This window comes from Solibacillus daqui (assembly GCF_028747805.1).
Classification (GTDB): Bacteria; Bacillota; Bacilli; order Bacillales_A; family Planococcaceae; genus Solibacillus; species Solibacillus daqui.
On the sequence record NZ_CP114887.1, the window covers coordinates 2,216,220 to 2,240,158 of the forward strand.

The following is a 23,939-nucleotide window of genomic DNA, read 5'->3' on the forward strand; positions in this document are numbered from 1 at the left end:
AGAATAAAAAAACAGGGTAAATCCAAATCCCTGTTCAATAATTTTAGAGTGTACAAACCTTTTGTGGTTTCTTAGGTCTTCTTACAAGTTCTCCTCCACAATTAGGACAGATACTATTCATTTCTTCTGTGCATGGAGAGCAAAATGTACATTCATGAACGCATATATACGCGAGAGAATTCTCCTCAATAGAAGAGTTACAACTCTCACAGTTATTTCTCATTTCTAATGCCATATTATTAGATGCTCCTTTCTTATTTATTTAACAGGGTACAGGGTCTGTATGTAGCTCTGGTGCATCACGTTCGACAGGTGATGAATACACTTGAAAATATTGATAGCCTGTAACATAATCCCATCCACTATCCGCATACATCTCAATCTGTTCTGGTGTAATCTTCTAAAAAGGATTCTTTTTTATAAGTATGTAAGAACTTATTTATTAAATTAATAGAATCCCATTAATTCTTTAATTTGCTCTGTATTTTCCTTTGACGTTAACATTTCAAGTAACATAAATGCAACTTCAAAAGCTGTACCAGGATTAGAAGACGTAATAATATTTTTATCACAGACAATTCGTTGATTCACAACTTGCACTCCGTATTGTTTTAATTGTTCTAATCGCTTGCTAGTTGGGTGATTATAAGTGGTCGCCTTTCGATCTTGTAACACACCGCTATGTGCAACCATTAAAGATGCCACACAAATCGAGGCAATCGGCTTTTTATGAAAATCGAAATGCTGAATAATTTTCTGAAACGGCTCACTAAATGCATCTTCATAAAAACCAGCTTCTTCAAATCCTCCAGGAATCGCTAGTGCATCAAACTCTTCTAATACGATCTCATCCAATTGCTTTTCAGGTGCTACTTGAAAGTTCCATGTACATTGTAGTTGAGGATGTAATCCCACTGTAATTACCTCTGTAGAACCGTCGCCCTCCCACTTGTTCCAACCTAGTACATCTGTAAAGACACTCGCTTCTACAGCTTCAAACCCATTTGCTAGTAGTAATAAAATTTTTGTCATTAAGAAACCATCCTCCTTTATAGTAAATTGTAAATAAACATGGCTTTCAGATACATAATGCAAAAAAGGAAATTTAATATATATACCTTTGTATTTATTGAAAAATCGTTATATTATTAATAAAAAAAGGTGATACAATGGACCACATAGATTATGAAATATTAAAAAAGCTTCAGCAAAATGCAAAGATGTCGATGAAGGATGTTGCTTCACATGTCCACTTATCGGCACCAGCTGTAGCAGAAAGAGTGAAAAAGTTAGAGGAACAGCATGTGATTGAAGGATATCAAACTAAAATCAATTTAAATAAGCTTGATCGTTCAATCGTTGCACTGATTTTATTTAAATCGACGGATTGTAAAAATCTCGCTCAATTTTGTCACACACATCCAGATGTAATTAAATGCTACCGAGTAGCTGGAGAAATTAGTTATATCGCTAAGGTAGCGACGAATTCAGTCGAAACATTAGAAAATTTTATTGATCAAGCTATGCCATTTGGTACTCCATCAACTAATATTGTGTTATCTGCTTATGAAAAAAATATATTATAACCAAAAGAAAAACAGGCTTAAAACGTTGCCTCTTTTTTTGAATGATTGTTCCTTATTTTTCTGCCCATTAGTTGAATAAAACTTTCTTACCTCATTTATTACACTAATAGATAAATAAAAACAGCTTGCAATCTCCACATGATTAGCAAGCTATTTTTATCTAACTTTAAAATTAAATATCATTCCCCTACACGATACTTACCCATTAATGCTCGAATTTTTCCTGCTACATCTGCTCGTTCGATGTTTTCTTTCGCATAACGGTTCACGTCATTATTCCCGACGCATACGCTATGTACCGCATGTTCAAACAAGCATTGGTCGTTACTATCGTTCCCAAAAGCAATAAACTGTTTAATGTTTAACATATGAAGTCCTCTAACTTTATTAATACCTAGAGGGCTAATGTCGATGGCATGCTCAGTTTTATAGTGTGTGACTGTGACTGGAATTTCTTGAAGCGCTTCTAACACTTCCTCATTTGGTTGGAATAAAACTAATTTGCAGACTGGCAGTAATTGTTCCAACGGAATGTTCGTTGAATTGGTTTTATCGATATTTCGATAAATAGGATGTGCAATATCACCTGTAAAGGTGTAATCCCACTGACCATCTGCTAAATATATTAATTGATGTTGATGAATAAGTCCGATAAGTTTATCTAAAAGTTGTTGTTCAAAATGTATCACTTGAATTTGCCCATGATCATAAGTAAATGTACCGTTTCCTCCAACCAATAGACCTTCATGAAAGCTTTTCGGTATGACAGGTACTAAATCACGAATCGGCCTAGCTGAGGCAAAAATCACTTGATGCCCTGCTAATTTTAATTCTTGAAGTGCCTCAATAATTTCTCTATCAATACTCTTGCCATCAAAACAAAGTGTTCCATCTAAATCGAATACAAAGTTCATTTGAATCCCTCCCTCTTTATTAATTGACTATAACTATATTAAAATAAATAAGAACAATAAAGGACAGATGTCTCGGAGGAAAAAATGAGTCAAAATCTATTTCGATCTATTTATCACTACACTTTTACAAAAGAACTAATATCGTCCCTTTTTGTACGTACTTTTCAACCTAATGAATTTATTTTAAAAGCAGGGGACAAGATAGATGGCATCTATTTTTTACTTTCAGGAAGGTATATGGTGTCTAGCTTAGAAGTGACTGGCAAAGAGTTACTATTACGCTACTGTCAACAACCAGCGATTATGGGCGATATCGAAATCTTTGCAGATTGCTTAGTTGTATCAAACTGTATTGCATCAGAGCAATGTGAAATATTATTTATCCCTTTAGAAGTGTACGAAGCACATTTAAAATTTGATAGTAAATTTAATCAACTATTGTTGAAAGAGCTAGCCTATAAGCTTCTAACTTGCACCATTTCATCAAGAGTAAATGCACTCTCACCAGTCAGTGTACGTTTAGCTGCTTATTTATGCACGGTTGAATACCCTTCACATGTAAATCAATATATAAAAACAATTTCTTTAGATGATATTGCCTCATTGATTGGTACTACAAAAAGACATCTAAATCGAATACTAAAGGACTGGACAGAGAAAGGGATTATCAAACGAGAAGAGAAAGAAATTCAAATTTTAGATTGGGACAAGATTAAAGAAATTTCAGAAAATGTGCGCTTTGAATAGTTTCAAACCGTGAAAAATTTTATAAAACATTCTAGTGCTTACATTCAAACCAATCAGTTGCAAATTTAAAATAAAAAATATCCCTTTGGATCATAAAATTCAAAGGGATAACATCGTGACTTTTTTACAAATATCGCGACTTTATTTTAAACGTCGCACCTTTTTTATAAGCATCGTAACTTTATTTCAAATTAACACGTCGTTTGGGAAAGTTTTAGAAGCTTGTTGTACTAAAGCACCCGTTAGTAAAAAGTACAACTCTTCACGATATCTTCCATTTTAGACAGACCTAATTGTTTTATCATCACTTGTTATACAGACAGAATTAAGAATTAGTATATAAAATGGATAAACTATCAATCCTCCTATTGCTAAAAGACCAGTAACAGGATTGGGGGTATCACCACCATTAGTTATTGGAAATAAGGATGCCATTACATAAATAAAAAGAACAAAATAGGGTATCCATAGGATGACTGTCCAAAAGTTTGCCTTTCGCCCATCCAACCACTTTTTTGTTAAGAAAAGGATTAATATTGTACCACCTATAACCTCAAAAATAAGCGTTATGACAGTCAAAATATTTACCGTACCAATTTTCCAATTTGTTAGTCTGCTAATTCTATACACATTTAACATAAGTTCAAGAGGAACAAATACCATAAGGGCGTACAGAATACTAACAACATTTAACTTTAGGAAATATCTCATGTAATAAGTCCCCCAATAATATTTATAATTATCTCTTATTCAACTAAACTGCCCCGTTAGTTCAACAAGAAAAAAAGAGCTGCATATGCAACTCAATGATCCTCAAATAAAGCCACCGTTAGTATAACAAGCAAAATATTTAAACTCCCAAAATTGTTTTTATACGGTCATTTTCCTCTTTCTTATCTAAATACTCAAATAGTCCAAGTCGATTTCCCCAAGGGTCAGTGAAAGTTCCCCATTTTGCAGAAACTTCTTCACGGGAGTAAATCTCAAATTCGTCAATTTCCAATTCTTTTACTAGTCTATCTCTTTCAGCTATTATATCTGTTACCCCTAAACGTAAAGGTCCACTTTCTTCTGATGGTGTTCCCTCAGCAACTTGCAACCAGCAACCAGGTATTATTTCCCATTCAGCAAATCCATCGTGTGGAATGAAATCAGCTTTTTTGCTTAATAGTGCTTCATACCACTTATATCCTTCTTTAAAATCAGTTACACGAACTTGATTGGTTATTTCAAAAATCATCTATTCACCTCCTAAAATAGTACATATTGTATGTATTCTATAAGGTAAGAAGCAATCCTTCTTATTGAACTAAACTGCTCCTTTAGTTCAATAAAAAAAGAGCTGCCTAAGCAACTCAATGATCTTCAAGTAAAGCCCCCGTTAGTTGAACAAGAAATGCTCCCCTAACGAGGTTTTGTTACCTAACTTTTATTTGGGAACGTTATTTAGATTTATTTTGCATACTTTATAATTCTTGTAGCATTATCAATAAGTACCCCATTTCTTTTACCGTACATAATATAATATATAAATAATAAATGAACGTGAAGGGATTGAAAAAAATGTACAATGTGCCTTATACGTATCAATATCCTTATTATGCAAATTCACCAACCCATACCCATAGAAATCCTACTAGTTATTGGGCTGTTCCGAATGAGTTGGCATTTGGTTCTTATGGGGCTTTTTATTATGATTGCAGAAATGTACTAAAAGATTTTGGGGCAAATCCATTTGTTATAAATATCAATGATGCTACCAAACAAAATAATACGTATCGCACTGCACTATGGACAGGAAATCATTTGCAACTCACATTAATGAGTCTAAATCCTGGAGAAGATATTGGTTTGGAAATGCACCCTAATGTGGACCAATTCTTACGAGTTGAACAGGGACAGGGGATTACACAAATGGGTAAAAGTAAAGATAATTTAAATTTCCAATGGCAAGTCTTTGATGACTCAGCTATTTTCGTCCCCGCTGGAACGTGGCATAATCTTAAAAATATAGGGAATGTCCCGTTGAAACTATACTCCATATATGCTCCGCCAAACCATCCATATGGTACGGTTCATCAGACGAAAGCAGATGCAATGGTGAAGGAAGAAGATTTGGGTAATGGGGACACAGTATTTTTCGGAAAGACTCCAGATGAGTGGGTAAAACATACGGATATTTTGGTGAAAGAAGGTTTGGAAGATATTAAGAGAGGAATTAATATGACACACATTCTTCAAGAGTTTATTCTAATGGGCGTTCTTGTTGGAAAGGGATATTCTCCTGAGCAAGCATATGAAACAGTAGAAAAATGGGAACGTACAGGGGAATCGAAACTTCTTCAGCAAAGCAAAAATATGTAGAAAAACCATGCTCATAAGTAATCACAACACCCCTATTCAATTGAATAGGGGTGTTGTTACCTAGCTTAACTAAGTATTTTTTTGATATGTTTTAATTCTTTTATTAAATAATCAATCTGCCTTTGTGTTGAATCTAATTGTTTTGATTGATCATATTGACTTTCTGAACTTTGATTATTTGATTTTTCTAATTCTTGTAAGGTTGAAGAAGAAAACGTCCCCAAAGCGTCGTTTGGTCATATTTCTTAACTTAGCGTTGTAAATCCCTATAATTTTGAAGGTACTCCTTGTTGCACTAAACTGCCCCGTTAGTTCAATATGAAAAAAAGAGCTACTTATGTAGGGACTGACTACCCTTTTTGAGACAAGAATAAAACACCATTTTATGCAGCCAATTGACGGTATTGAACCGGCGATTGGCTGTTTAGTTTCGTTTGAATACGGATATTGTTATAATAAGTAATGTATTCTTCGACAATCTGTATCACACGTGCGTTCGTTGTGCGATGGATATCGTCGAGATAGAACGTTTCAGACTTTAGCGTGGAATGAAACGATTCGATTGGGGAATTATCAGCTGGCGTGCCTTTGCGGGACATGCTCATGGTAATTCCTTTTTCTTTGGCTGCTTTTTGATAAGCATAGGATGTATAAACGGAGCCTTGGTCACTATGCAGAATGCATCCTTCTGGTAGCTTAGGCAATTGATAGAGCGTATCCAACACAAAATCAGTGTCTTGTTTGATGCCAGTAGTTTGTGCCACAATTTCGCCATTGTAGACATCGAGAATACTAGAAAGATACATCATCGATTGTCCAAAAGGCAAGTACGTAATATCCGTGACTAGCTTCTCCATAGGCTTAGATGCTGTAAAATCGCGTGCTAATAAATTCGGTGCGACGTATGCTGGCTGCCCGGTACGCTTCCGTTTCTTCACCTTTACTTTACATTGCCAACCATATTTTTGCATAACACGCTGCACAGTCTTCCTACAAACTCCTGGGTACAGATTAGCAATCTTTCGATAACCATATCGAAATTTATTCTGTTTGCACAAGTCGCCAATCTGCTGATCTCGAATCTCCTTTTGTGTGGATTGATCCACATCCTTTCTCCAACGATAGTATGACGAGCGACCTACGCCTAAATGACGACAGATTTCACCAATTGGCATAACATCTTTTAATTCTTCAACTAATTGAAGTACTACTTTTGGCGCCACTCCCCTTCCAATTCCGCGTACTTTTTTAAAACTTCAATCTGTTGTTTCAACTCTAGATTCTCTGCCTGTAGCTTGGCTGTCTCACTTTCAAATTCCGGTCCTTTGCCGAAGGCATATTGTTTACCAACTGGTTGTTTAAGACGGTGCATTTCACCATTTCGATACCAATGCATCCATCGCTTCAACTGCGTATAGTTTCGAATGTCCAATTCTTCCATTACTTCTTTTACCGGTACGTTAGCCATTCGCATTTCAATTGCCTTCATTTTCACTTCTACTGGATAACTGACTCTTGTTCCCATAGAAAAACACCTCCACATTGATTATTTCAGGTTTAAGTCCCCGTTATTCAATGAAAGGTGTTTTTATTTGTCTCATGTTATTAGGTCAGTGCCTAGCTCAATGATTTCAAGTAAAGCACCCCGTTAGTTTAATAAAAAGAGGTGCCAAAGTTGTTTAGTTTTATTAGTTGATTAATTTATTACTTTACTTTTATTATTCAATATTTTAATTTCATAAGAGTTAATTTGAGATATTGAATTTAGTTCTTTAGATTGTAAGATTTTATTTATTGTTTCTTCAATTTCCATTGCTAACTTTTGTGCATCTTTGCCTGTACCTTTAATTGATGTATAAATAGTAATGGATTTTTCAGATCTAGTAGTTATATTTTTATATACCTCATAATCGGCTTTAAGACCTTCATCTAAAGATTTTGTTAAGAGTAAAATATCGTCATTAATTTTTTTTGTTCTTCAGTCATAAAAGATAAATCCAATCTCATTACAATAACTGTATAGTCCTTTAGTATGGAAGATTTAATTTCACTTTTTGCAATGGATTCAATATTTTATTTTACTGAATTAAAATATTCCTCATTCTCCGAAACTTGTACCTTCAATTCTTTCGCTGAGGTCGAACCTACAGAAAACTTTAAATCCTCATATTTCTCAAGAATTTTTTCCGTTATCGAGTTCAATATAGAATGAGTTAGTTTATCTTCTTTAGTAATTGAAGGTTTTTGTTCCTCTTTACTTGCAACAGCACTATCACTTTCTAAAGGTTTATTTAACAAGATAAGTGTGGCTATACCCACTATGAGTATTCCAACAACAATCAATATCCTTTTTAACATATAATCCCTCCCGTTAAAAAGGTATGTCTAATATCCCTATAGGATGACATGACAACACATTGTCTCTTCTTGAAGTAACCTGCTCCGTTAGTTCAATAAGAAAAAAGAGCTGCGTAAGCAACTCAACGTTCTTTCACTAAAGCCCTCCGTTAGTTTAAGTACATTATTTCACAATCTTACTTGCATATTTAAGTTATACAAACAATAATGTAAAAATTGAATGAAAAAAGAGCCGACAAATTGGCTTGATGTTCTCTTCTTGTACGTTTGATTCCCTAATTATTAATATTTATTTAGGGATTACAGGAACCCAAAGTTCGTTTCTAGGTTTATGCTTTGGTGGATAAAAACATTCGATACAAGGTATATCAGCAAGTTTATATCCAGAACTTGGAATCCATTCTGTGTATAATAGCTTCCAAGCATTCGCTATACCCGGAAAAACAGCCCAGGTACTGTGGGTAATAGAGAGCGTTTCCATATCACTTGGAACCTCTCCATCATATCGGACACCCATAAAGTATGTAAATTCTTCATCCCTAATGGCTGCCTCTTTTCCACAAACCCCCAAAAGACTTTCGAGTGTGCATTTTGGTTCTTCCCAGGACATATCAATCAATTGTTGCATAAATCCATCTTTTTTTGCACTACTCCAAAGTGTAGGAATTGTTTTAAAGGCTCTACTTGTTTTGACTACCTTACCTTTTCCTATAACTTTTAAATCAAAATTAAGATTCTCAATCCGATACTCCATTTCGGTACCCCCTTTATTTGTCAGACATTTTAGGCACAAATATGTCGGATATTTTCCTTACCACTGTCTTAATTCTATTACCTTTGCGAAATTCCCTTCCTATGCTAACCTGCTCCGGTAGTTTAATAAGGTTAATCAATCAAACAAGACCATTCTATCTTTGAATGATTAACTGACCCTATAAACACTGATTGTTCATCTGGATTATTTGAAAAATGTTCAATCATATATTTAACTGTTAAAGGCATTTCTAAGTTTAAAACTTCCGAAAAATCTATCCAATGCAAAGTACCTTCATCTGAATTAATAAAATTAATCCTTGATGTATTTCCAAAATAAATATAGTGTTGGCGAATTTCATCTTTGCTTCTTCGCATTACTATATAACGGAGTTCAAGCCCTTCTATTTCATTACTTCTAATACCCGTCTCTTCGAAAATCTCTCTTAAACAAGACTCTTCAGGACTATTATGTTCATTGGCTTCCACATGCCCACCAATTCCAGTCCATAAATTAGGTGCTATTGCCCTTTCTTTAGAACGTTTCATCATTAAAAGTTTATTATCATTAAAAAGATAAGCCCCCGTCATTATTCTCATTCTTATCATAAACACCCAACCTTTTATTCTCTTGATTGCTATTTTAATTCTTGATTTCTGTAACAAATTCCTTCTTCAACTAACCTGCTCCGTTAGTTCAATAAAGAAAAAAAGAGCTGCATATGCATGGCACTGACTACCCTTTTTGAGACAAGAATAAAACACCCTTTTATGCAGCCAATTGACGGTATTGAACCGGCGATTGGCTGTTTAGTTTCGTTTGAATACGGATATTGTTATAATAAATAATGTATTCTTCGACAATCTGTATCACACGTGCGTTCGTTGTGCGATAGATATCGTCGAGATAGAACGTTTCAGACTTTAGCGTGGAATGAAACGATTCGATTGGGGAATTATCAGCTGGCGTGCCTTTGCGGGACATGCTCATGGTAATTCCTTTTTCTTTGGCTGCTTTTTGATAAGCATAGGATGTATAAACGGAGCCTTGGTCACTATGCAGAATGCATCCTTCTGGTAGCTTAGGCAATTGATAGAGCTTATCCAACACAAAATCAGTGTCTTGTTTGATACCAGTAGTTTGTGCCACAATTTCGCCATTGTAGACATCGAGAATACTAGAAAGATACATCATCGATTGACCAAAAGGCAAGTACGTAATATCCGTGACTAGCTTCTCCATGGGCTTAGATGCTGTAAAATCGCGTGCTAATAAATTCGGTGCGACGTATGCTGGCTGCCCGGTACGCTTCCGTTTCTTCACCTTTACTTTACATTGCCAACCATATTTTTGCATAACACGCTGCACAGTCTTCCTACAAACTCCTGGGTACAGATTAGCAATCTTTCGATAACCATATCGAAACTTATTTTGTTTGCACAAGTCGCCAATCTGCTGATCTCGAATCTCCTTTTGTGTGGATTGATCCACATCCTTTCTCCAACGATAGTATGACGAGCGACCTACGCCTAAATGACGACAGATTTCACCAATTGGCATAACATCTTTTAATTCTTCAACTAATTGAAGTACTACTTTTGGCGCCACTTCCCTTCCAATTCCGCGTACTTTTTTAAAACTTCAATCTGTTGTTTCAACTCTAGATTCTCTGCCTGTAGCTTGGCTGTCTCACTTTCAAATTCCGGTCCTTTGCCGAAGGCATATTGTTTACCAACTGGTTGTTTAAGACGGTGCATTTCACCATTTCGATACCAATGCATCCATCGCTTCAACTGCGTATAGTTTCGAATGTCCAATTCTTCCATTACTTCTTTTACCGGTACGTTAGCCATTCGCATTTCAATTGCCTTCATTTTCACTTCTACTGGATAACTGACTCTTGTTCCCATAGAAAAACACCTCCACATTGATTATTTCAGGTTTAAGTCCCCGTTATTCAATGAAAGGTGTTTTTATTTGTCTCATGTTATTAGGTCAGTGCCGCATCTCAATTACCTTCAAGTAAAGCCCCGTTAGTTGAAGGACAAAAAATTAAAAGAATTCATATAACCCATTTACAAAATAATCATAAACGTTTTCATCAATAATCTTTTCCCCGTAACCTTCAAAAAAAATTTCTTAATCCATTTCATTTTCAAGAGCATTGGGTTATGTGCGTATAGCCAATGATACGTCATACCTTGGGACTCCATAAGCTCCGAATACACATTAAATCGTGTACTTGAGTTAAAAACTTTTCTGTTCGATGGTCAGATTGATATTGATAATAATCAAGTTGAAAATGCCACTCGTCATATTGTGATCGGCTTTTCTCTGTTAGTGAAGCTGGGGCTAAAGCAAATGCGATCGGCTTAAGTTTTGCTGAAACAGCAAAAGCTAATGGTATCGACTTCTATCAATACCTAGTGACTTTAATGACAGAGCTGCCGAATTTACCGATCCATCATCAATCCAAGATTTTAAATAATTACATGACTTAGTCAAAAAATATCCAAGCCACATGTGCAAAATAGCCATCTATCCGAAATAAATTTCAGATAAATGGCTATTCGTCTTACTTACCGAAAAGGTGCGTTATTTTTTTTATTTGGGGCTTACTATTCACCACTCGTTTGAAAAGCTTCAATACGAGACTGCCATAAAAGGCGAAGTTCTGATCATTTCGTAAAAAACCCCAACTAAATTACTGTCATGAATGTCTCATGTTAGTTGATTTAGTAGAAGGTGTGTTGTATTTGTCACTAACAAATGTAATAATCCCCATGCTATCCAAATGGCAAGGGGATTATTACATTTATTGGGCGCTTTGCTCGCCCATACTCTTATTAATAGTTGTCAATCTGATATTCGTTCATCTTATGGGCTAAACGAATTGTCACTTGTGCTAATTGTGCATACGTTACTTCACTTTTTGGCTTCAGCTGATTATTTTCCGCTTCAAGTAATCCAATTGCATACGCTAATGCAACATAGCCACGTAGTTCCTTATCTACTTGTGCAGCATCACTGTAATTTAACTCATATATATCGCTATATTGCGCTACATTATTTAGCTTCAGTGTACCAATTACCCATTTTGCTAGTTCCTGATTTGAAAGGGATGCAGCCGCATTAAACGTTTTAGTAGACGCATCAAGCATGCCCATTTTCAATGCACGTGTTACAAATGGATATAAAGCATGATCTGGCGCAATATCCGTAAACGATTGATTCGTCGTTTCAGACGCATTATATCTAGAATCATAATACATATATGTTACAGATTTCAGTAAAACTTTTAGCGCTTCCTCTTTTGTAACGGGTGCATCTGGATTGAATGTTTCATCTATCTCTAAAATTCCTGCATAAATTAAATAATTTAATTCCTCCGCAGCTGTTGGATGCTCGATTGTCGGCTTATCTGAATTAGCCATACCAAAAGCATCTAACCATTCCCCTGTTTTGGCATCAATGACAGCATACGAACCTTCTTTGAAGACCGGTTGATATGCTAAGCTATAATGTTGCTCATTTTCCACTTTTGGATGGTTTACATATTGTAATTTCAGCTTTAACTGATTTTTCAACAACTTTGTTGCTTCTTGTTGTGTCAAAATATCTGTTGCTGCTGGCCATTGAATATTATCAAACGCGTTCACGTGCAAACTTAATAAACCACCTGTTTTTGCATCGATATTTACTGAGATTTGGTCTCCTTCTACCGTTAAACCATTTACAATACGTGGGAACTTAAAGTAATAACTGTCATTATAATCCTGGTAAATTGCCTCATCTACTGGTAATGCATATTGATGCGCATAAGAAGGTACCCATTCTTTCACATATGCAATCGCCTTTTCTAATGCCTGTTGTCGTGTTAGTTCTACTTCTGTATTACTGTCATTATCTAGTACTTCGAGGCTATTTTTAATATCACTATAATTAATAATCTCCCCTGTTGCTTTATCAATTGTCAATTCTGTGCCTGTCCCACCATTTCTATAGTGATACATATATTGAATGTTAAATACTGCCTTACCAGTCTCCGTTGTTTTTTCTTCAATGGACTCAATCGTTAATTTTACACCTTTCTTATCTGTTGCAAGCAACTTCTCCGCCATCGCTTGTGCCTGTTCCGATGTTAAGTTCGACTGTTTTGCCGCTAATGGTTCCGTCACAATCGGTGTAATCTTTTGGTTTGATAACGTTGAGGATAGCCCTTCCGATGTTAACCATTCCCCCGTAAGAGCATGTACACCTGATGTAACCTGGCTATTCGGTTGATAAACAAGCTTTACTGTGTAATCCCCTGTTGTATAATCTGTTTCAATCTTGTATGACAACTGCGCTTTTAATGCATCCCGTAAACGGTTGGCTATGACTGATTCACTTTGTTTCTTGGACGGGTCATCATACGTAAAATTATCTGTTACATCTTGTTTTTTATAATAAGATGTTACTGTGCCATCCCCTAATACACCTATACTAATAGATTGATCTGAAATCGGTACACCAGACTTTTTCTTCATATACGTAAACGAATATTGAACGGGCTGCGTTAAAATTGATGATGAATAATAATTGAAATCATTTGGTACAAGCTCATACTCTTCACTTTTATCGAACTTTTCAATAAACTCATTCGCTACTTTTTGCGCTTCCCCTTTTGAATATTTTGCTGGGAACAATACATCTTTTGAATTTACTGGTTGATAATGAAATTGTTCTAACTCTAACGTTTCTCCAACGAATGTAAAGCTTCCATATACATATTGATTATCAATGTTCTTTGAGAAATTAAGTTCATAACGCACCGTAGAGTCTTTAGGATGTGAGTAGCCTGTCCCCATACGAAAATCTTTTTCAGTTACATTTGGAAACTCACTTGGAAATAGCTCTCGAAAACGCTTCATTAAATCATTTTTTGTTACCGATGTATTCGTTTGCGCGACTTGAATTGGCAATGTCTCCATACGCTCAATGCCTAACGTTGAAGCGCTTGCCATTGGTGCTAATAATCCAACAGATAGCGCTGTTGCAGATAACAATACACCCGCCTTTTTAATAGTTACCATTCTTCATCCTCCTATCTCTTTTTCGTAAAACATATGTTTACACTTTCATTATACATAATTTGGCAATAAAAAGTTATTATTTGCTATAATTACCCATTAATTAGAAATTTATATGGGTAAGGTAAAATATATTGACTATAGTACTGAAAGAAATTTTCATGGGAATACTCTTTCACCTTTTTTCACTAAAAGAATTTCATTTAGTCATGAAAATGAAGTTAGATTACTTTATTCCAACAATATAGATTTTAACGAAGAAATATATGGGAAAAATATCAAAGTAGACCTTACGGAATTAATTGAATGTATATATGTATCACCTGATGCTCCTTTGTGGTTTGTGGATGTTGTAAAAGTAGTTGTTAATAAATTTAATATTCAATCAAAAATTATTCATTCAGATTTATATAAAATTAATTAGATGGAGTATTAAAATTAAGGCTGTTTTCTTAAAGATTGTTGCTAAATGAAATCTCGAGGGACAACAAAAAAACAGAGTTTATCTACATAAGTGCGTAGAAATAAACTCTGTTTTTTAATTTCTCAAACTGAATTTTAAAGTAAAGCCCCAGTTAGTTGAAGAAGAAAAGTGAAGCTTATTCAACAATCGCGCCCTATTGTTGAAGATCACAAAAGATAAAAAGTGACGACTGCATACATACGTTGTAATGAAATAAACTAAGCTAATAAAGAACCACTGACTTTGTGCTTTGTTAGTTTAGTTTGACTCTTCAATAGGAGTTGAATAACTACTGAATATAAGGTAAGAATTATTAAGAAAAGAAGGAGAGATACGATGTTCGATCAAGTTGCGTATTTTATTTTAAAAGCCCTGGTAATTCTAACGGTTTTGGTTGTTGTGGTTGGAATCCCTCTTGGGGATACACTGATTAGAAAAAAATAAGACTGCATCCAAATGGATGCAGTTTTTTGATTTTACATCTTGCTTCGTTTATATAATAGATTTAGGGATTGGTGAAAAATAGTGAACCATATTGAAGTAATGCGCCCGCCCCCGTTAGTTGAACAGGAACATCAATTAACTTATTTCATTTACAATTCACTTTTATCATTTTATTATCTTTAAATGATCTAGAGGTAAAAATACAATTTTTGCGGTACCCAATATTTTATCCTTCGAAACAAAACCAACTCTAGGGTCTCTGCTATCTGTACTGTTACGACGATTATCTCCTAGTACAAAAAAGTATCCATCTGGCACAGCTATTTCACCTAAATATTGGTCTAATGTAAAGTCTTCAGTAAGTGTACCATAGTCTATCAAAGCTTTTTTATATTCCTCTAAATAGGGTTCTTCGTACCTCTCACCGTTAATAAAAAGTTCATCGTTTTCATAAGCGATGCGATCACCAGGAATACCTATAATACGCTTGATATAATTTGTATCTTCTTTTGCTTCAAATACAATCACATCGAATCGCTTATACTCCGTCAATTTTGGTCCGATTTTATCCACTACAACTCTGTCACCATTTTCAAATGTGGGCATCATAGAAGCACCATCAACTACAATAGGTGTAAATAGGAAAAATCGAATACCACATGCTAATAAAATAGTAATTCCTATTGCTTTAGCCCATTCCAATAATTCATTTTTTACTTTTGCTTTTTTCACGTTCAACACCTCTTTCTTTTTTAAACACTTAGCATTTATTTGATTAACTCATTAAATTAACTTATTCGACCGCCTTTTAACAATACCTGCTATTTCAACTAAACTGCCCCGTTAGTTCAATAAGAAAAAAGAGCTGCAAAAGCAACTCAATGATCTTCAAATAAAGTACCCGTTAGGACAGATTTTAAGTGGGAGGTATAAAAATGGAAGCAAAAAAGAATTTTTCAGAGGTAACTAATTATTATGTCGTTTGTTAACCTCAATCCTAATGAACTCCGGCAAATAGCTGGGAGTACATCCTTTTGCTACTATTTCATCTTTGTAAAGACTCGTTTTCTCACCAAGTTTAATACAACGTTTACGATTCTTTTCATCATAAACACCTATCCAGCCTGCAGTGAAATTCATAGCCCATTGAACTTCCGGTTCTTCCAGCGTAATATTTGCTTCTAATGCAGATAGCAAGTCTTCGGTGTTATCAGGCGGTGTTTGTCCAGTCCATCTCAATCGCCCTTGATAATACCAGAAAGCTCGCCTTTGAAGAGCAGAAGGACTATTTTCCCATGACTCCATCAATGCAATTTTGTTCTTGTCTTTGGTTAGCTGATTAGCCATTAACCAATCCATTAAGTTATTTCGCTCATCAAAAGTGTGAGTCTGCATATCCTTATCAAGCTTATTTAGCACATCTTGTGAAAGAAGTTTTTTGTCTATAATTAAGATTGCTAATAGTCTGGGCAAAAACTCTTCGGTTGACCAAAGTTCCATAGCTAGTTCGTGATCTTTTTTAATGTCCTTCGCGATTTTTCGTAAGTCGCCTAGCTTAGTTTTACTATTGATCTGAGGTAGAATGTTTTCTGCTTTTGAAGAGCGTTTTATTACTGTATCTTTTTTTTCATCCATTTTAAACAACTCCTTTTTTAAAGCACTGATTCATAAAATGTCCTATACGGGATATTCAAGAACTTAATTTCGTTATAAGTCTTATTGCAGTGATTAAGGATGCCACTTTTGTATAATGTATTGCACTTTCAGTTAATTGAGGTTCTTCGAATCGCGCCCGATTGAAGAATATTCAACTAAAGCACCCGGTAGTTGAACAAGAGAGGTGTACCAAATCATAGTACACCTCTCATTTAAATTGTTTTATATTAGTAAGCCATTTCTATTATTTTTTTAATTTGGTCTTCATTTTCTTCGATATTAACTTGCTTACTTAGGTATTTATTCAGTCTAAGAATTTCTGAAACCATACTAACCAATGTTTTCATAATTTGATTAGTATTACGGCCACAATCCCAACTTTCCAAGAGAGATAATTGCCAATCTTTTAATTTACTTCTTTTACCCTCAATTTTTGACCAAACACCGAAAGGGCTATCCAAATGCTGTTCCATTTCCATATACCAACCAGAAACAATTAACCAACGTACTCTATCTAAATTAGATAAAGCATAATATATTTCATCCCTCATAACGGCACGGTAAGTTTCGTGTATAAAAGCAACAAGTTTGCCTCTCCAAAACTCAACTTCGTCCGATGAAGGTTTATAAACCTTATATGATGATTCCTTAATAACGACACTAATAATGTTATTTGGGTCGTAAAGAACCTTATATCCCTTTAACCAAATAGAAGGTTCAACCTCATCAGGTGAATGATACCAGCTATCTACTTTAACAAAGGAATCGTAATGGGTAACTACAACGGGAGAAGAAGGATTGAAGTCTTCGAAAAATAAAACACCTCCCCATTTTCTAGCCCTATTACGTTTGTCTTTAATAAAATCTGCTTTCTTTTCAGGTGTAACAATAGTGTGTAAATCAATATCGGAGTAATTGTCAAAGTTTCCTCTCGCCAATGAACCCGCTTGATAAATAGCCAAAACATTAGTATCTGATGTTAAATCATTTAATGCTTTTTCCAAGAGTACATCGCGACGTTTTGGCAATGATAAATCTCTTTCTAAATGTCTACTTACAAATCCCACACACAAAAACCAGCTCCTTATCTTCTTTAGAGATTCTTTCAAATTAAAATATTCTTTATAAGAAGAAAAAGTCCTTCTTTAACTCTCCTGCTCCTGAACTCTAAAATACATATCCAATTTTCTTCAAAGTCTTATTCAATTAAATGGCCTTTTTCATGAAGAAAAGGCACAATTCTTGATTCAGAATTGCGCCATTTAATGGAATATGAAGGGACTAAATATTATTGAAATTAATGTAAACAAACCTCTTCATTTTATCTATACATGAACTCTAAGTTTCCAGGTTAGTAATTTTGCCGAAAAGTAATGCATCATAATACTTTTCCTCTATAAAATAGTGGTCTTTTAATCGTCCTTCTAACTCATACCTGTTCTTTTCAAGTATCCGTGCAGAGCCAATATTGGCATGCACTACCACAGCATGGAGCTTATGAAGATTAAGTGATTTAAATGCAAAATCACTCACCAATGCAACAATCTCTGTGCCATACCCCTTACCCCAATGATGTTTATGCAACACATAACCAATTTCAGCTTGGTTTGCTTCTTGGTCAAAGTTGAAAATTATGGCTGTTCCAATAACTGCTTGAGTTAATTTTTCAACAATGGAGGAATATAAATGAGTTCCTGCCGACTCACGTTTTAACATTATTTCAATGAACTGAGAAGTTTCCTCCATAGTACTCATCAAATTCCAACCAATAAATCGTGAAACCTCTTGATCTGACGCATAATGATGTATCTCTTGAACATCCTCTATCCTTAGTGCTTTGAAGTAGATTTTTTCACCCTCTAATGAATGAAATAATACAGCCTGCTTCTCCATTTTAACCTCCTATAATTGCGCTTTGTTAATTAACTCCGATGGTAGCGAAAATGTCCCCAATTAAAGTTAATATTTCGCACTTATCTTAGTACATCCTTTCAAATAATTTAACATATATATGCAACTGTTTCCTCAACAATCTGGCCAGATTGTTGAATAATATATTTTATTATTTTAGTTACATTTCAACCTTGTGACGTTTATTTATAACGCCTGCAAATTATCAACAGATAGAATCAATGCCATCTTACAAGATCAAAAGCTAAATTTTAAAAACGTAAGTTTTGAATTAGGAGCAGTCTAAGCTTTTGAGAAAGATGAATTATGAAATCAACTCAGTTATCTTCAATAAATTTAGTATAAACACCTTACCTTTTGGATAGTCTTTTTAATAGAAAAATTAAGGAGGACATTGTAGTGAGTAATTTAGAAAATGAACACCTTTTAAAAGATAAATCGATTACACACCTTTCTACATCTCTCCTAAAAAATGTTGAAACAATAAAAAGCTCACTAGGTAATAGTAATGATATTATTATTCGTGAATTTTTAATTGGTAAACCGATTGAGGTACCAATAGCTATTATTTATACAGATGGACTTGCTGATAATACTGTAATTACAGACTTTATTTTAGAATCTATTATTTCTGATTTTGAGGTGACAACTGAAACTACTTTACAAGAAATCGCTAAACGATTAAAAACTTATTGCTTAACTGTAGGGAGTATAAAAAATGTCTCTGACTTCCCTTCATTGTTTAATACTATTTTAGGTGGAGAAACCGTTTTGTTAATAGATGGACTTGCTAAAGGCATTTCTACAAGTACAAAAAACTCCAAAGACAGGGCCATAACAGAGCCAGCAACTGAGTCTGTAATTAGAGGACCTAGAGAATCATTTACAGAAACTTTAAGGACCAATACCGCATTAATTAGACGGAAGATAAAAAGTCCCAACCTTTGGATAAAGTCTAAAGTTATCGGTAAAGTTACCCAAACAGAAATAGCAGTAATGTATATAAATGGCATAGCGAATGAAAAAATTGTTAAGGAAGTAATTCATAGATTAGATCAAATTGATATAGATGGAATTTTAGAGAGTGGTTATATTGAACAATTAATCAAAGACTCAAAATTCACTTTATTTCCCACTATATATAATTCAGAACGTCCAGATGTAATTGCAGGAGAATTGCTTGAAGGAAAAATAGCAATTTTAGTAGATGGTACACCATTTGTCTTAGTTGTACCTGCATTATTCATTTCTTTTTTGCAATCCGCAGAAGATTACTATCAAAATGCATTTGTCAGTTCGTTTATTCGCCTTATTAGATTTTTAGGTATTAGCCTTGCATTAGTTGCTCCTTCACTTTATATTTCTCTAACGACTTTTCATCACGAAATGATACCAACTCCACTACTCATCAGCATATATGCACAACGAGAAGGTGTTCCATTCCCTGCATTTGTCGAGGCATTAATTATGGAAATTGCATTTGAAGTTTTAAGGGAAGCAGGTCTAAGGATGCCTAGAATGATTGGGCCTGCAATTTCTATAGTTGGAACATTAATTATCGGTCAAGCAGCAGTTGAGGCAGGAATTGTTTCGGCAGCAATGGTCATTATTGTAGCTTTAACCGCAATTTGTAGTTTTCTTTTCCCTGCATATGGTCTATCCAATACTATTCGTATTTTACGCTTCCCATTAATGGTGTTAGCAGCTATGTTAGGATTGTTTGGGGTATTTATTGGACTTATGCTTTTAATTATCCATTTATGTAGCTTGCGTTCTTTCGGTGTTCCATACATGAGCCCATTTGCACCATTAATACCTAAAGACCAAAAAGATGCTTTGATTATTTTCCCACGTAATTTCATGCTTACACGTCCACGATTAATTAGTCAGATTAACAATAAAAGAGGACGTAAAAACGGTAATAATTAACTGTAAGATGAGGTAACTTATGAAGAAAAACATAATCTTTATTCCATTGATTTTTCTAATTTTGATTCTAAGTGGTTGTTGGAGTAAACGTGAATTAAATGAATTAGCAATTGTTGCCGCGCTAGGCATTGATTATATAGATGGTGAATACGCCATTTCTGTACAAGTAATTAACCCAGGCCAAGTTTCCTCCAAACAATCTGGAGATGGACAAGCACCAGTGGTCACCTACCACGGTAAAGGAAAAACAGTATTTGAAGCGATTAGAAAATTATTAGTAGCTTCCCCGAGAAAATTATATTTTGCACATATGCAAATGGTTATTTTTGGGGAAGAATTGGCAAGTAACGGAATAAGAGATGCTGTTGATTTTCTTGCAAGAGATCAAGGGATACGTAATGATTATTCTATTATCGTATCAAAGCAAGCAACTGCAAAGGATGTTTTAAATGTATTAACCCCTATTGAAAAAGTTCCTGCCAATAAAATGTTAAATTCTTTAAAAGGAACGGAGGAAGCATGGGGCTCCACTTTAGAAGTTGATATTGAAGATTTATTGACATTTTTAGGAGTAAATGACAAGTATTTTGTTCTATCAGGCATTGAAGTTCAAGGAGATAAAAGCTTAGGTATAGACCAAAAAAATGTTGAAAGAATTGAAACGCCCGTATTACTTAAATTTACTGACCTCGCTATTTTTAAAGAGGATAAATTATTAGGTTATATTGATGAATATGAAAGTAAAAGTTTTAATTATTTAAACGATAATATTAAATCAACAGTTGAAATTATCGCTTGTCCTTCAGGTGGCGAGTTAACAACCGAAATTACTCAATCTAAAACGGAAACGAAAGGGAAAATTAAGAATGGCCAGCCAACAATAAATGTTAGCATTGATGTTGTTCAAAATGTCGCCGAGGTCAAATGTGATATTGATTTCTCAGAAATAAAAACGATGGATTGGATTAATAAACAAACTGAAGAACACATTAAAAAAAATATTAATCAAGTGTTGAATAAACTTCAAGAAAATTATCAAGCAGATGTACTTGGTTTTGGTGAAGCGATTCATCGTGCAGATCATACAGAATGGAAAAAGATTAAAGACGACTGGCAAACAATTTATCCTGAGGTAGAAGTAAATGTTAAGGTTAATGTCAATACACAAGGGTTAGGGACTATGAAAAACTCAAAATTAAAGGAGTAAATATTGACTATGTTAATCCCCTTAGGCATATGTATGATTTCAATGGCTATTATTTTTTTCGAACTTCCTAAATTAAAAAAAGGCGGTACTAAACTAACTTGGACATTCTCTATTTTGTTAGTCATGGGGACATCATTAAACATCGCTATAAGTTTAAATGCTATAATTATTAGCCCGTTGGAAGCAATTATGTATATTTTTCAACCAGTCAGTGATTTTCTAAAAGAAACTTTGTTAAATAAAAAAAATTTATAAGAGGAAATATTATGGAAAAACAATTGATAAGCTCACGTCAATTCACAATAATTGTTATTCTCTATACAGTTGGAACAGGAATATTAATTATACCAGCAAGTATCGCTCTAGAAGTAAAACAAGATGCTTGGATTGTAGCAACTATAGGTACTCTATTAAGCTTACTATTAATAAAACTATATATCATTTTATCAAATAAAATGGTAAACCTTTCTCTTGTAGAGGTAACTGAAAAATTTTTAGGGAGCTTTGTTGGAAAATTTGTTTCACTAGCATTTGTGCTGTTAACACTTCTGTCAACAGGAGAGTTAATATACTTCATTGGTAATTTCCTACAAACAGAGGTGATGACAGAAACACCGCCAGTAGTATTTGGCATATTTTTTAACTTTATTATTCTATTTGCGGCATACTATGGTGTTGAAGTTTTTGCCCGCACATTAGAAATAATATTTCCAGTTTTTTTGTTCCTATTTATAATTTTTTTGATCTTCGTTTCACCACAAATTGATATAAAAAATATGCAACCGGTTTTTGAAGTATCCATTCAACCATTAATATATAGTATTTTACATTTCATGGGTTTGTTTTCATTTCCATTAATTGTATTATTAATAATTTTTCCTTCTGCTATTAATAATCTTCAATCCAGTAGGAAGGGTTTTTACATCGGCACATTAGTTGGTGGTTTTATTGTAACAGCCTTTATAGCTTTATCGATATTAGTATTGGGAGTAACCAATACTTCTTTAAGAACATTTCCAAGTTATACATTAGCACAAAGAATTTCGGTCGGGGACTTTTTACAACGCATTGAAATTATAATGGCTTTTATGTGGATGGTCACAATATTTGTAAGAGCTTTTATGTATTTTTACGCTTCTTTAATCGGTATTAGTCAAATTCTTAAATTAAAGGATCATAGACCTTTAATTCTACCACTTGGAATGATTGTTATAGCTCTTTCTCAAATTGTTCATGAGAACATCATTCATTCAGGTAAGTACAATCAAGAGACATGGCCCCTATCTATAGCTGTTTTTTCAATTTTCCTACCAATAATATTGCTTATAGTTGCTAAACTACGAAACATCAAAGACAAAGATAATAAAAAAGCTATACACAATCTCGAAGATCCTCGTAAAGGTTAGAATAAAACAATTCAATTGAGCAAAGCTTTCATGATATTTTGAGACTTTTGAAATGTCACTATTTTAATCTTTTTTTATTTCCTAATAATGACATCCCTTTATGTTAGATGGCTGTAGAATATGTACAATGAACGTTGAACGCAATACAGATTTTATTAATATGCCTAATTGTAAATATTATTGCGAGGAGGAATTCGTCTCTTACGACGTATTAGAAAGAAAATTGAGAAGTATATCGATTACTATAATAATGATCGGATTAAACAAAAATTCGACGGTATGAGTCCTATACAGTACAGAACTCATACCAGCCGATTAACTGCATTTATTAAACTCTAACTTTTTTTAGCGGGCGTTTGGACATCTTCTGAAGAAAGTTAAATATACTGATAAAACAACCCATTTCGCGTATCAAACCACAACAATATCCCGTGTTTTTTCTTCGGGATATTGACCTGTAATGCCCATTCAGGGAATTGTTTGTACAGTTGAATATGATCGCCCGTTGCAAATGCCACAAATGAAACATAATGTTCTTTTGTCATCGGGTGTTCGGCAGTAATCGACCATTGCATATCAATTTCTTCCACCGATAATTTTTGTTCATCCGTCGCTTTAACAGCCTCTAGAGCTTCTAATTTTCGCCCACAGCAAGCGACTTCAAAATTTCCTGTTGAAAGTCCGATATTCATACAGCTTGGACAAACATAATAAGTAGATTTTTTCATATTTCCTCCTACAAAGTCATTCGATTGTATTTCACCATCTAGTAGTGTTTCGATATTTACTTCGAGGATGGTTGATAAATGGGCTAGTAATGTAATATCTGGGCAACCTTGACCACGTTCCCATTTCGAAATTGTTCGGTCTGATAAATATAACGCATCTGCTAATTCCTTTTGCGTCAATCCTTTTTCCTTTCGCAATGTCATAATAAGTTGCCCAATCTTTTCCTTATTCATCAACATCCCTCCATATACTTACTTTATATCGAAATCACTTGTGCTACAACAAACGCTCCGTAGAGTTTCACCACTTATTCGCTTCACTTGCTACATATAGCCCCGACCCTTTTGATAGCATACCCACAATCTGATTATTTCGCATTAACTCCACATCTTCTTGTAA

Annotated in this window: 27 protein-coding genes and 1 pseudogene; 11 read left to right on the plus strand and 17 right to left on the minus strand. The window is 34.3% G+C overall.

The features are described 5' to 3' along the window. Positions 1-43 precede the first annotated feature (43 nt). Genes O7776_RS10735 through O7776_RS10745 form a run of 3 tightly spaced genes read right to left on the minus strand, consistent with a single transcriptional unit; the run spans position 44 to position 1,032 of the window. Positions 44-235, minus strand: coding sequence for a DUF1272 domain-containing protein (locus tag O7776_RS10735; protein ID WP_274307069.1), 192 nt, complete (start codon positions 233-235; stop codon positions 44-46). Between the two features lie 27 nt (positions 236-262). Then, positions 263-397 (minus strand): DUF2812 domain-containing protein, encoded by a 135-nt coding sequence (locus O7776_RS10740; protein ID WP_337999471.1) that lies wholly within the window; start codon positions 395-397, stop codon positions 263-265. A 50-nt stretch (positions 398-447) separates the two neighbouring features. Next, entirely contained in the window at positions 448-1,032 is a 585-nt protein-coding gene (locus tag O7776_RS10745) for a DJ-1/PfpI family protein (RefSeq protein WP_274307071.1), read from the minus strand. Positions 1,033-1,169: 137 nt separating this feature from the next. Here O7776_RS10745 and O7776_RS10750 point away from each other — a divergent pair, with 137 nt between their 5' ends. Continuing rightward, on the plus strand, positions 1,170-1,586 hold the full coding sequence (locus O7776_RS10750; RefSeq protein ID WP_274307072.1) for an Lrp/AsnC family transcriptional regulator: 417 nt from the start codon (positions 1,170-1,172) through the stop codon (positions 1,584-1,586). 179 nt (positions 1,587-1,765) lie between these two features. Here the strand turns inward: O7776_RS10750 and O7776_RS10755 are convergent, their stop codons facing one another. Then, positions 1,766-2,500 (minus strand): HAD-IIB family hydrolase, encoded by a 735-nt coding sequence (locus tag O7776_RS10755; protein ID WP_274307073.1) that lies wholly within the window; start codon positions 2,498-2,500, stop codon positions 1,766-1,768. A gap of 84 nt (positions 2,501-2,584) precedes the next feature. Here O7776_RS10755 and O7776_RS10760 point away from each other — a divergent pair, with 84 nt between their 5' ends. After that, positions 2,585-3,247, plus strand: a complete 663-nt coding sequence (locus tag O7776_RS10760) for a Crp/Fnr family transcriptional regulator (RefSeq protein WP_274307074.1) — start codon at positions 2,585-2,587, stop codon at positions 3,245-3,247. A 279-nt stretch (positions 3,248-3,526) separates the two neighbouring features. On the opposite strand, the gene O7776_RS10765 is transcribed toward O7776_RS10760, so the two are convergent. Further along, positions 3,527-3,958 (minus strand): hypothetical protein, encoded by a 432-nt coding sequence (locus O7776_RS10765; protein ID WP_274307075.1) that lies wholly within the window; start codon positions 3,956-3,958, stop codon positions 3,527-3,529. A 139-nt stretch (positions 3,959-4,097) separates the two neighbouring features. Beyond that, positions 4,098-4,487 carry a VOC family protein gene (locus O7776_RS10770; RefSeq protein WP_274307076.1) on the minus strand — a complete coding sequence of 130 codons (390 nt, stop codon included), beginning with the start codon at positions 4,485-4,487 and terminating at the stop codon, positions 4,098-4,100. 323 nt (positions 4,488-4,810) lie between these two features. On the opposite strand from O7776_RS10770, the gene O7776_RS10775 reads away from it, so the two are divergent. Beyond that, positions 4,811-5,611 carry a cupin domain-containing protein gene (locus O7776_RS10775; protein ID WP_274310480.1) on the plus strand — a complete coding sequence of 267 codons (801 nt, stop codon included), beginning with the start codon at positions 4,811-4,813 and terminating at the stop codon, positions 5,609-5,611. A 383-nt stretch (positions 5,612-5,994) separates the two neighbouring features. On the opposite strand, the gene O7776_RS10780 is transcribed toward O7776_RS10775, so the two are convergent. The 5 genes and pseudogenes from O7776_RS10780 to O7776_RS10800 form a co-directional block, all read right to left on the minus strand. Continuing rightward, a protein-coding gene (locus O7776_RS10780) for an IS3 family transposase (RefSeq protein ID WP_420802113.1) occupies positions 5,995-7,136 on the minus strand; the annotation gives its coding sequence in 2 pieces (ribosomal slippage) (positions 5,995-6,863 and positions 6,863-7,136; 1,143 coding nt in all). Between the two features lie 548 nt (positions 7,137-7,684). Continuing rightward, complete coding sequence (locus O7776_RS10785) at positions 7,685-7,969, minus strand: hypothetical protein (protein WP_274307078.1); 285 nt, start codon at positions 7,967-7,969, stop codon at positions 7,685-7,687. 289 nt (positions 7,970-8,258) lie between these two features. Continuing rightward, positions 8,259-8,738: pseudogene (locus O7776_RS10790) on the minus strand (GyrI-like domain-containing protein); the annotation flags it as partial. A gap of 116 nt (positions 8,739-8,854) precedes the next feature. Beyond that, positions 8,855-9,388: an NUDIX domain-containing protein gene (locus O7776_RS10795; RefSeq protein ID WP_274307079.1), complete on the minus strand. Its 534-nt coding sequence runs from the start codon at positions 9,386-9,388 to the stop codon at positions 8,855-8,857. A 103-nt stretch (positions 9,389-9,491) separates the two neighbouring features. Next, positions 9,492-10,633 (minus strand): IS3 family transposase gene (locus tag O7776_RS10800; RefSeq protein WP_420802114.1). Its coding sequence is split into 2 segments (ribosomal slippage): positions 9,492-10,360 and positions 10,360-10,633, totalling 1,143 coding nucleotides; the frame shifts between segments, so codons are not numbered across the junction. 349 nt (positions 10,634-10,982) lie between these two features. Here O7776_RS10800 and O7776_RS10805 point away from each other — a divergent pair. Both O7776_RS10805 and O7776_RS10810 read left to right on the plus strand, forming a co-directional pair. Continuing rightward, on the plus strand, positions 10,983-11,099 hold the full coding sequence (locus O7776_RS10805; protein ID WP_274310481.1) for a hypothetical protein: 117 nt from the start codon (positions 10,983-10,985) through the stop codon (positions 11,097-11,099). A 29-nt stretch (positions 11,100-11,128) separates the two neighbouring features. After that, a complete protein-coding gene (locus tag O7776_RS10810) occupies positions 11,129-11,224 on the plus strand; it encodes a hypothetical protein (protein WP_274310482.1) in 96 nt (31 codons plus the stop codon). A gap of 345 nt (positions 11,225-11,569) precedes the next feature. Here O7776_RS10810 and O7776_RS10815 read toward each other — a convergent pair whose 3' ends face one another. After that, positions 11,570-13,798 (minus strand): YcdB/YcdC domain-containing protein, encoded by a 2,229-nt coding sequence (locus tag O7776_RS10815; protein WP_274307081.1) that lies wholly within the window; start codon positions 13,796-13,798, stop codon positions 11,570-11,572. A gap of 112 nt (positions 13,799-13,910) precedes the next feature. Between O7776_RS10815 and O7776_RS10820 the strand changes: the two genes are divergently transcribed. After that, a complete protein-coding gene (locus O7776_RS10820; RefSeq protein WP_274307082.1) occupies positions 13,911-14,219 on the plus strand; it encodes a DUF2971 domain-containing protein in 309 nt (102 codons plus the stop codon). Positions 14,220-14,867: 648 nt separating this feature from the next. Here O7776_RS10820 and lepB read toward each other — a convergent pair. From lepB to O7776_RS10840, 4 genes are all read right to left on the minus strand, one after another. Next, positions 14,868-15,434 (minus strand): signal peptidase I, encoded by a 567-nt coding sequence (lepB, locus tag O7776_RS10825; protein ID WP_274307083.1) that lies wholly within the window; start codon positions 15,432-15,434, stop codon positions 14,868-14,870. Between the two features lie 234 nt (positions 15,435-15,668). Continuing rightward, on the minus strand, positions 15,669-16,337 hold the full coding sequence (locus O7776_RS10830; RefSeq protein WP_274307084.1) for a DNA alkylation repair protein: 669 nt from the start codon (positions 16,335-16,337) through the stop codon (positions 15,669-15,671). A 248-nt stretch (positions 16,338-16,585) separates the two neighbouring features. Beyond that, positions 16,586-17,425 (minus strand): aminoglycoside 6-adenylyltransferase, encoded by an 840-nt coding sequence (locus tag O7776_RS10835; RefSeq protein WP_274307085.1) that lies wholly within the window; start codon positions 17,423-17,425, stop codon positions 16,586-16,588. 271 nt (positions 17,426-17,696) lie between these two features. Then, on the minus strand, positions 17,697-18,251 hold the full coding sequence (locus O7776_RS10840) for a GNAT family N-acetyltransferase (protein ID WP_274307086.1): 555 nt from the start codon (positions 18,249-18,251) through the stop codon (positions 17,697-17,699). 417 nt (positions 18,252-18,668) lie between these two features. Here O7776_RS10840 and O7776_RS10845 point away from each other — a divergent pair, with 417 nt between their 5' ends. From O7776_RS10845 to O7776_RS10865, 5 genes are all read left to right on the plus strand, one after another. Next, positions 18,669-20,198, plus strand: a complete 1,530-nt coding sequence (locus O7776_RS10845; RefSeq protein ID WP_274307087.1) for a spore germination protein — start codon at positions 18,669-18,671, stop codon at positions 20,196-20,198. Positions 20,199-20,217: 19 nt separating this feature from the next. Beyond that, complete coding sequence (locus tag O7776_RS10850) at positions 20,218-21,405, plus strand: Ger(x)C family spore germination protein (protein WP_274307088.1); 1,188 nt, start codon at positions 20,218-20,220, stop codon at positions 21,403-21,405. 3 nt (positions 21,406-21,408) lie between these two features. Further along, positions 21,409-21,660 (plus strand): hypothetical protein, encoded by a 252-nt coding sequence (locus tag O7776_RS10855; RefSeq protein WP_274307089.1) that lies wholly within the window; start codon positions 21,409-21,411, stop codon positions 21,658-21,660. A gap of 11 nt (positions 21,661-21,671) precedes the next feature. Then, a complete protein-coding gene (locus O7776_RS10860; protein ID WP_274307090.1) occupies positions 21,672-22,811 on the plus strand; it encodes a GerAB/ArcD/ProY family transporter in 1,140 nt (379 codons plus the stop codon). Positions 22,812-22,985: 174 nt separating this feature from the next. After that, positions 22,986-23,150 (plus strand): IS3 family transposase, encoded by a 165-nt coding sequence (locus O7776_RS10865; RefSeq protein ID WP_420802177.1) that lies wholly within the window; start codon positions 22,986-22,988, stop codon positions 23,148-23,150. A gap of 38 nt (positions 23,151-23,188) precedes the next feature. Here O7776_RS10865 and O7776_RS10870 read toward each other — a convergent pair whose 3' ends face one another. After that, the gene (locus O7776_RS10870; protein ID WP_274307091.1) at positions 23,189-23,773 is read right to left on the minus strand and encodes a helix-turn-helix domain-containing protein; all 585 of its coding nucleotides are present in this window, start codon (positions 23,771-23,773) and stop codon (positions 23,189-23,191) included. Between the last annotated feature and the right edge of the window lie 166 nt (positions 23,774-23,939).

Bases quoted from the DNA above. Each gene is read 5' to 3' on its own strand.
- O7776_RS10755 (WP_274307073.1), bottom strand. From the start codon at position 2,500: ATGAACTTTGTATTCGATTTAGATGGAACACTTTGTTTTGATGGCAAG.
- O7776_RS10870 (WP_274307091.1), bottom strand. From the start codon at position 23,773: ATGAATAAGGAAAAGATTGGGCAACTTATTATGACATTGCGAAAGGAA.
- O7776_RS10750 (WP_274307072.1), top strand. From the start codon at position 1,170: ATGGACCACATAGATTATGAAATATTAAAAAAGCTTCAGCAAAATGCA.
- O7776_RS10735 (WP_274307069.1), bottom strand. From the start codon at position 235: ATGGCATTAGAAATGAGAAATAACTGTGAGAGTTGTAACTCTTCTATT.
- O7776_RS10820 (WP_274307082.1), top strand. From the start codon at position 13,911: ATGGGTAAGGTAAAATATATTGACTATAGTACTGAAAGAAATTTTCAT.
- O7776_RS10745 (WP_274307071.1), bottom strand. From the start codon at position 1,032: ATGACAAAAATTTTATTACTACTAGCAAATGGGTTTGAAGCTGTAGAA.
- O7776_RS10775 (WP_274310480.1), top strand. From the start codon at position 4,811: ATGTACAATGTGCCTTATACGTATCAATATCCTTATTATGCAAATTCA.
- O7776_RS10830 (WP_274307084.1), bottom strand. From the start codon at position 16,337: ATGGATGAAAAAAAAGATACAGTAATAAAACGCTCTTCAAAAGCAGAA.
- O7776_RS10850 (WP_274307088.1), top strand. From the start codon at position 20,218: ATGAAGAAAAACATAATCTTTATTCCATTGATTTTTCTAATTTTGATT.
- O7776_RS10815 (WP_274307081.1), bottom strand. From the start codon at position 13,798: ATGGTAACTATTAAAAAGGCGGGTGTATTGTTATCTGCAACAGCGCTA.
- O7776_RS10785 (WP_274307078.1), bottom strand. From the start codon at position 7,969: ATGTTAAAAAGGATATTGATTGTTGTTGGAATACTCATAGTGGGTATA.
- O7776_RS10860 (WP_274307090.1), top strand. From the start codon at position 21,672: ATGGAAAAACAATTGATAAGCTCACGTCAATTCACAATAATTGTTATT.
- O7776_RS10770 (WP_274307076.1), bottom strand. From the start codon at position 4,487: ATGATTTTTGAAATAACCAATCAAGTTCGTGTAACTGATTTTAAAGAA.
- O7776_RS10765 (WP_274307075.1), bottom strand. From the start codon at position 3,958: ATGAGATATTTCCTAAAGTTAAATGTTGTTAGTATTCTGTACGCCCTT.
- O7776_RS10840 (WP_274307086.1), bottom strand. From the start codon at position 18,251: ATGGAGAAGCAGGCTGTATTATTTCATTCATTAGAGGGTGAAAAAATC.
- O7776_RS10760 (WP_274307074.1), top strand. From the start codon at position 2,585: ATGAGTCAAAATCTATTTCGATCTATTTATCACTACACTTTTACAAAA.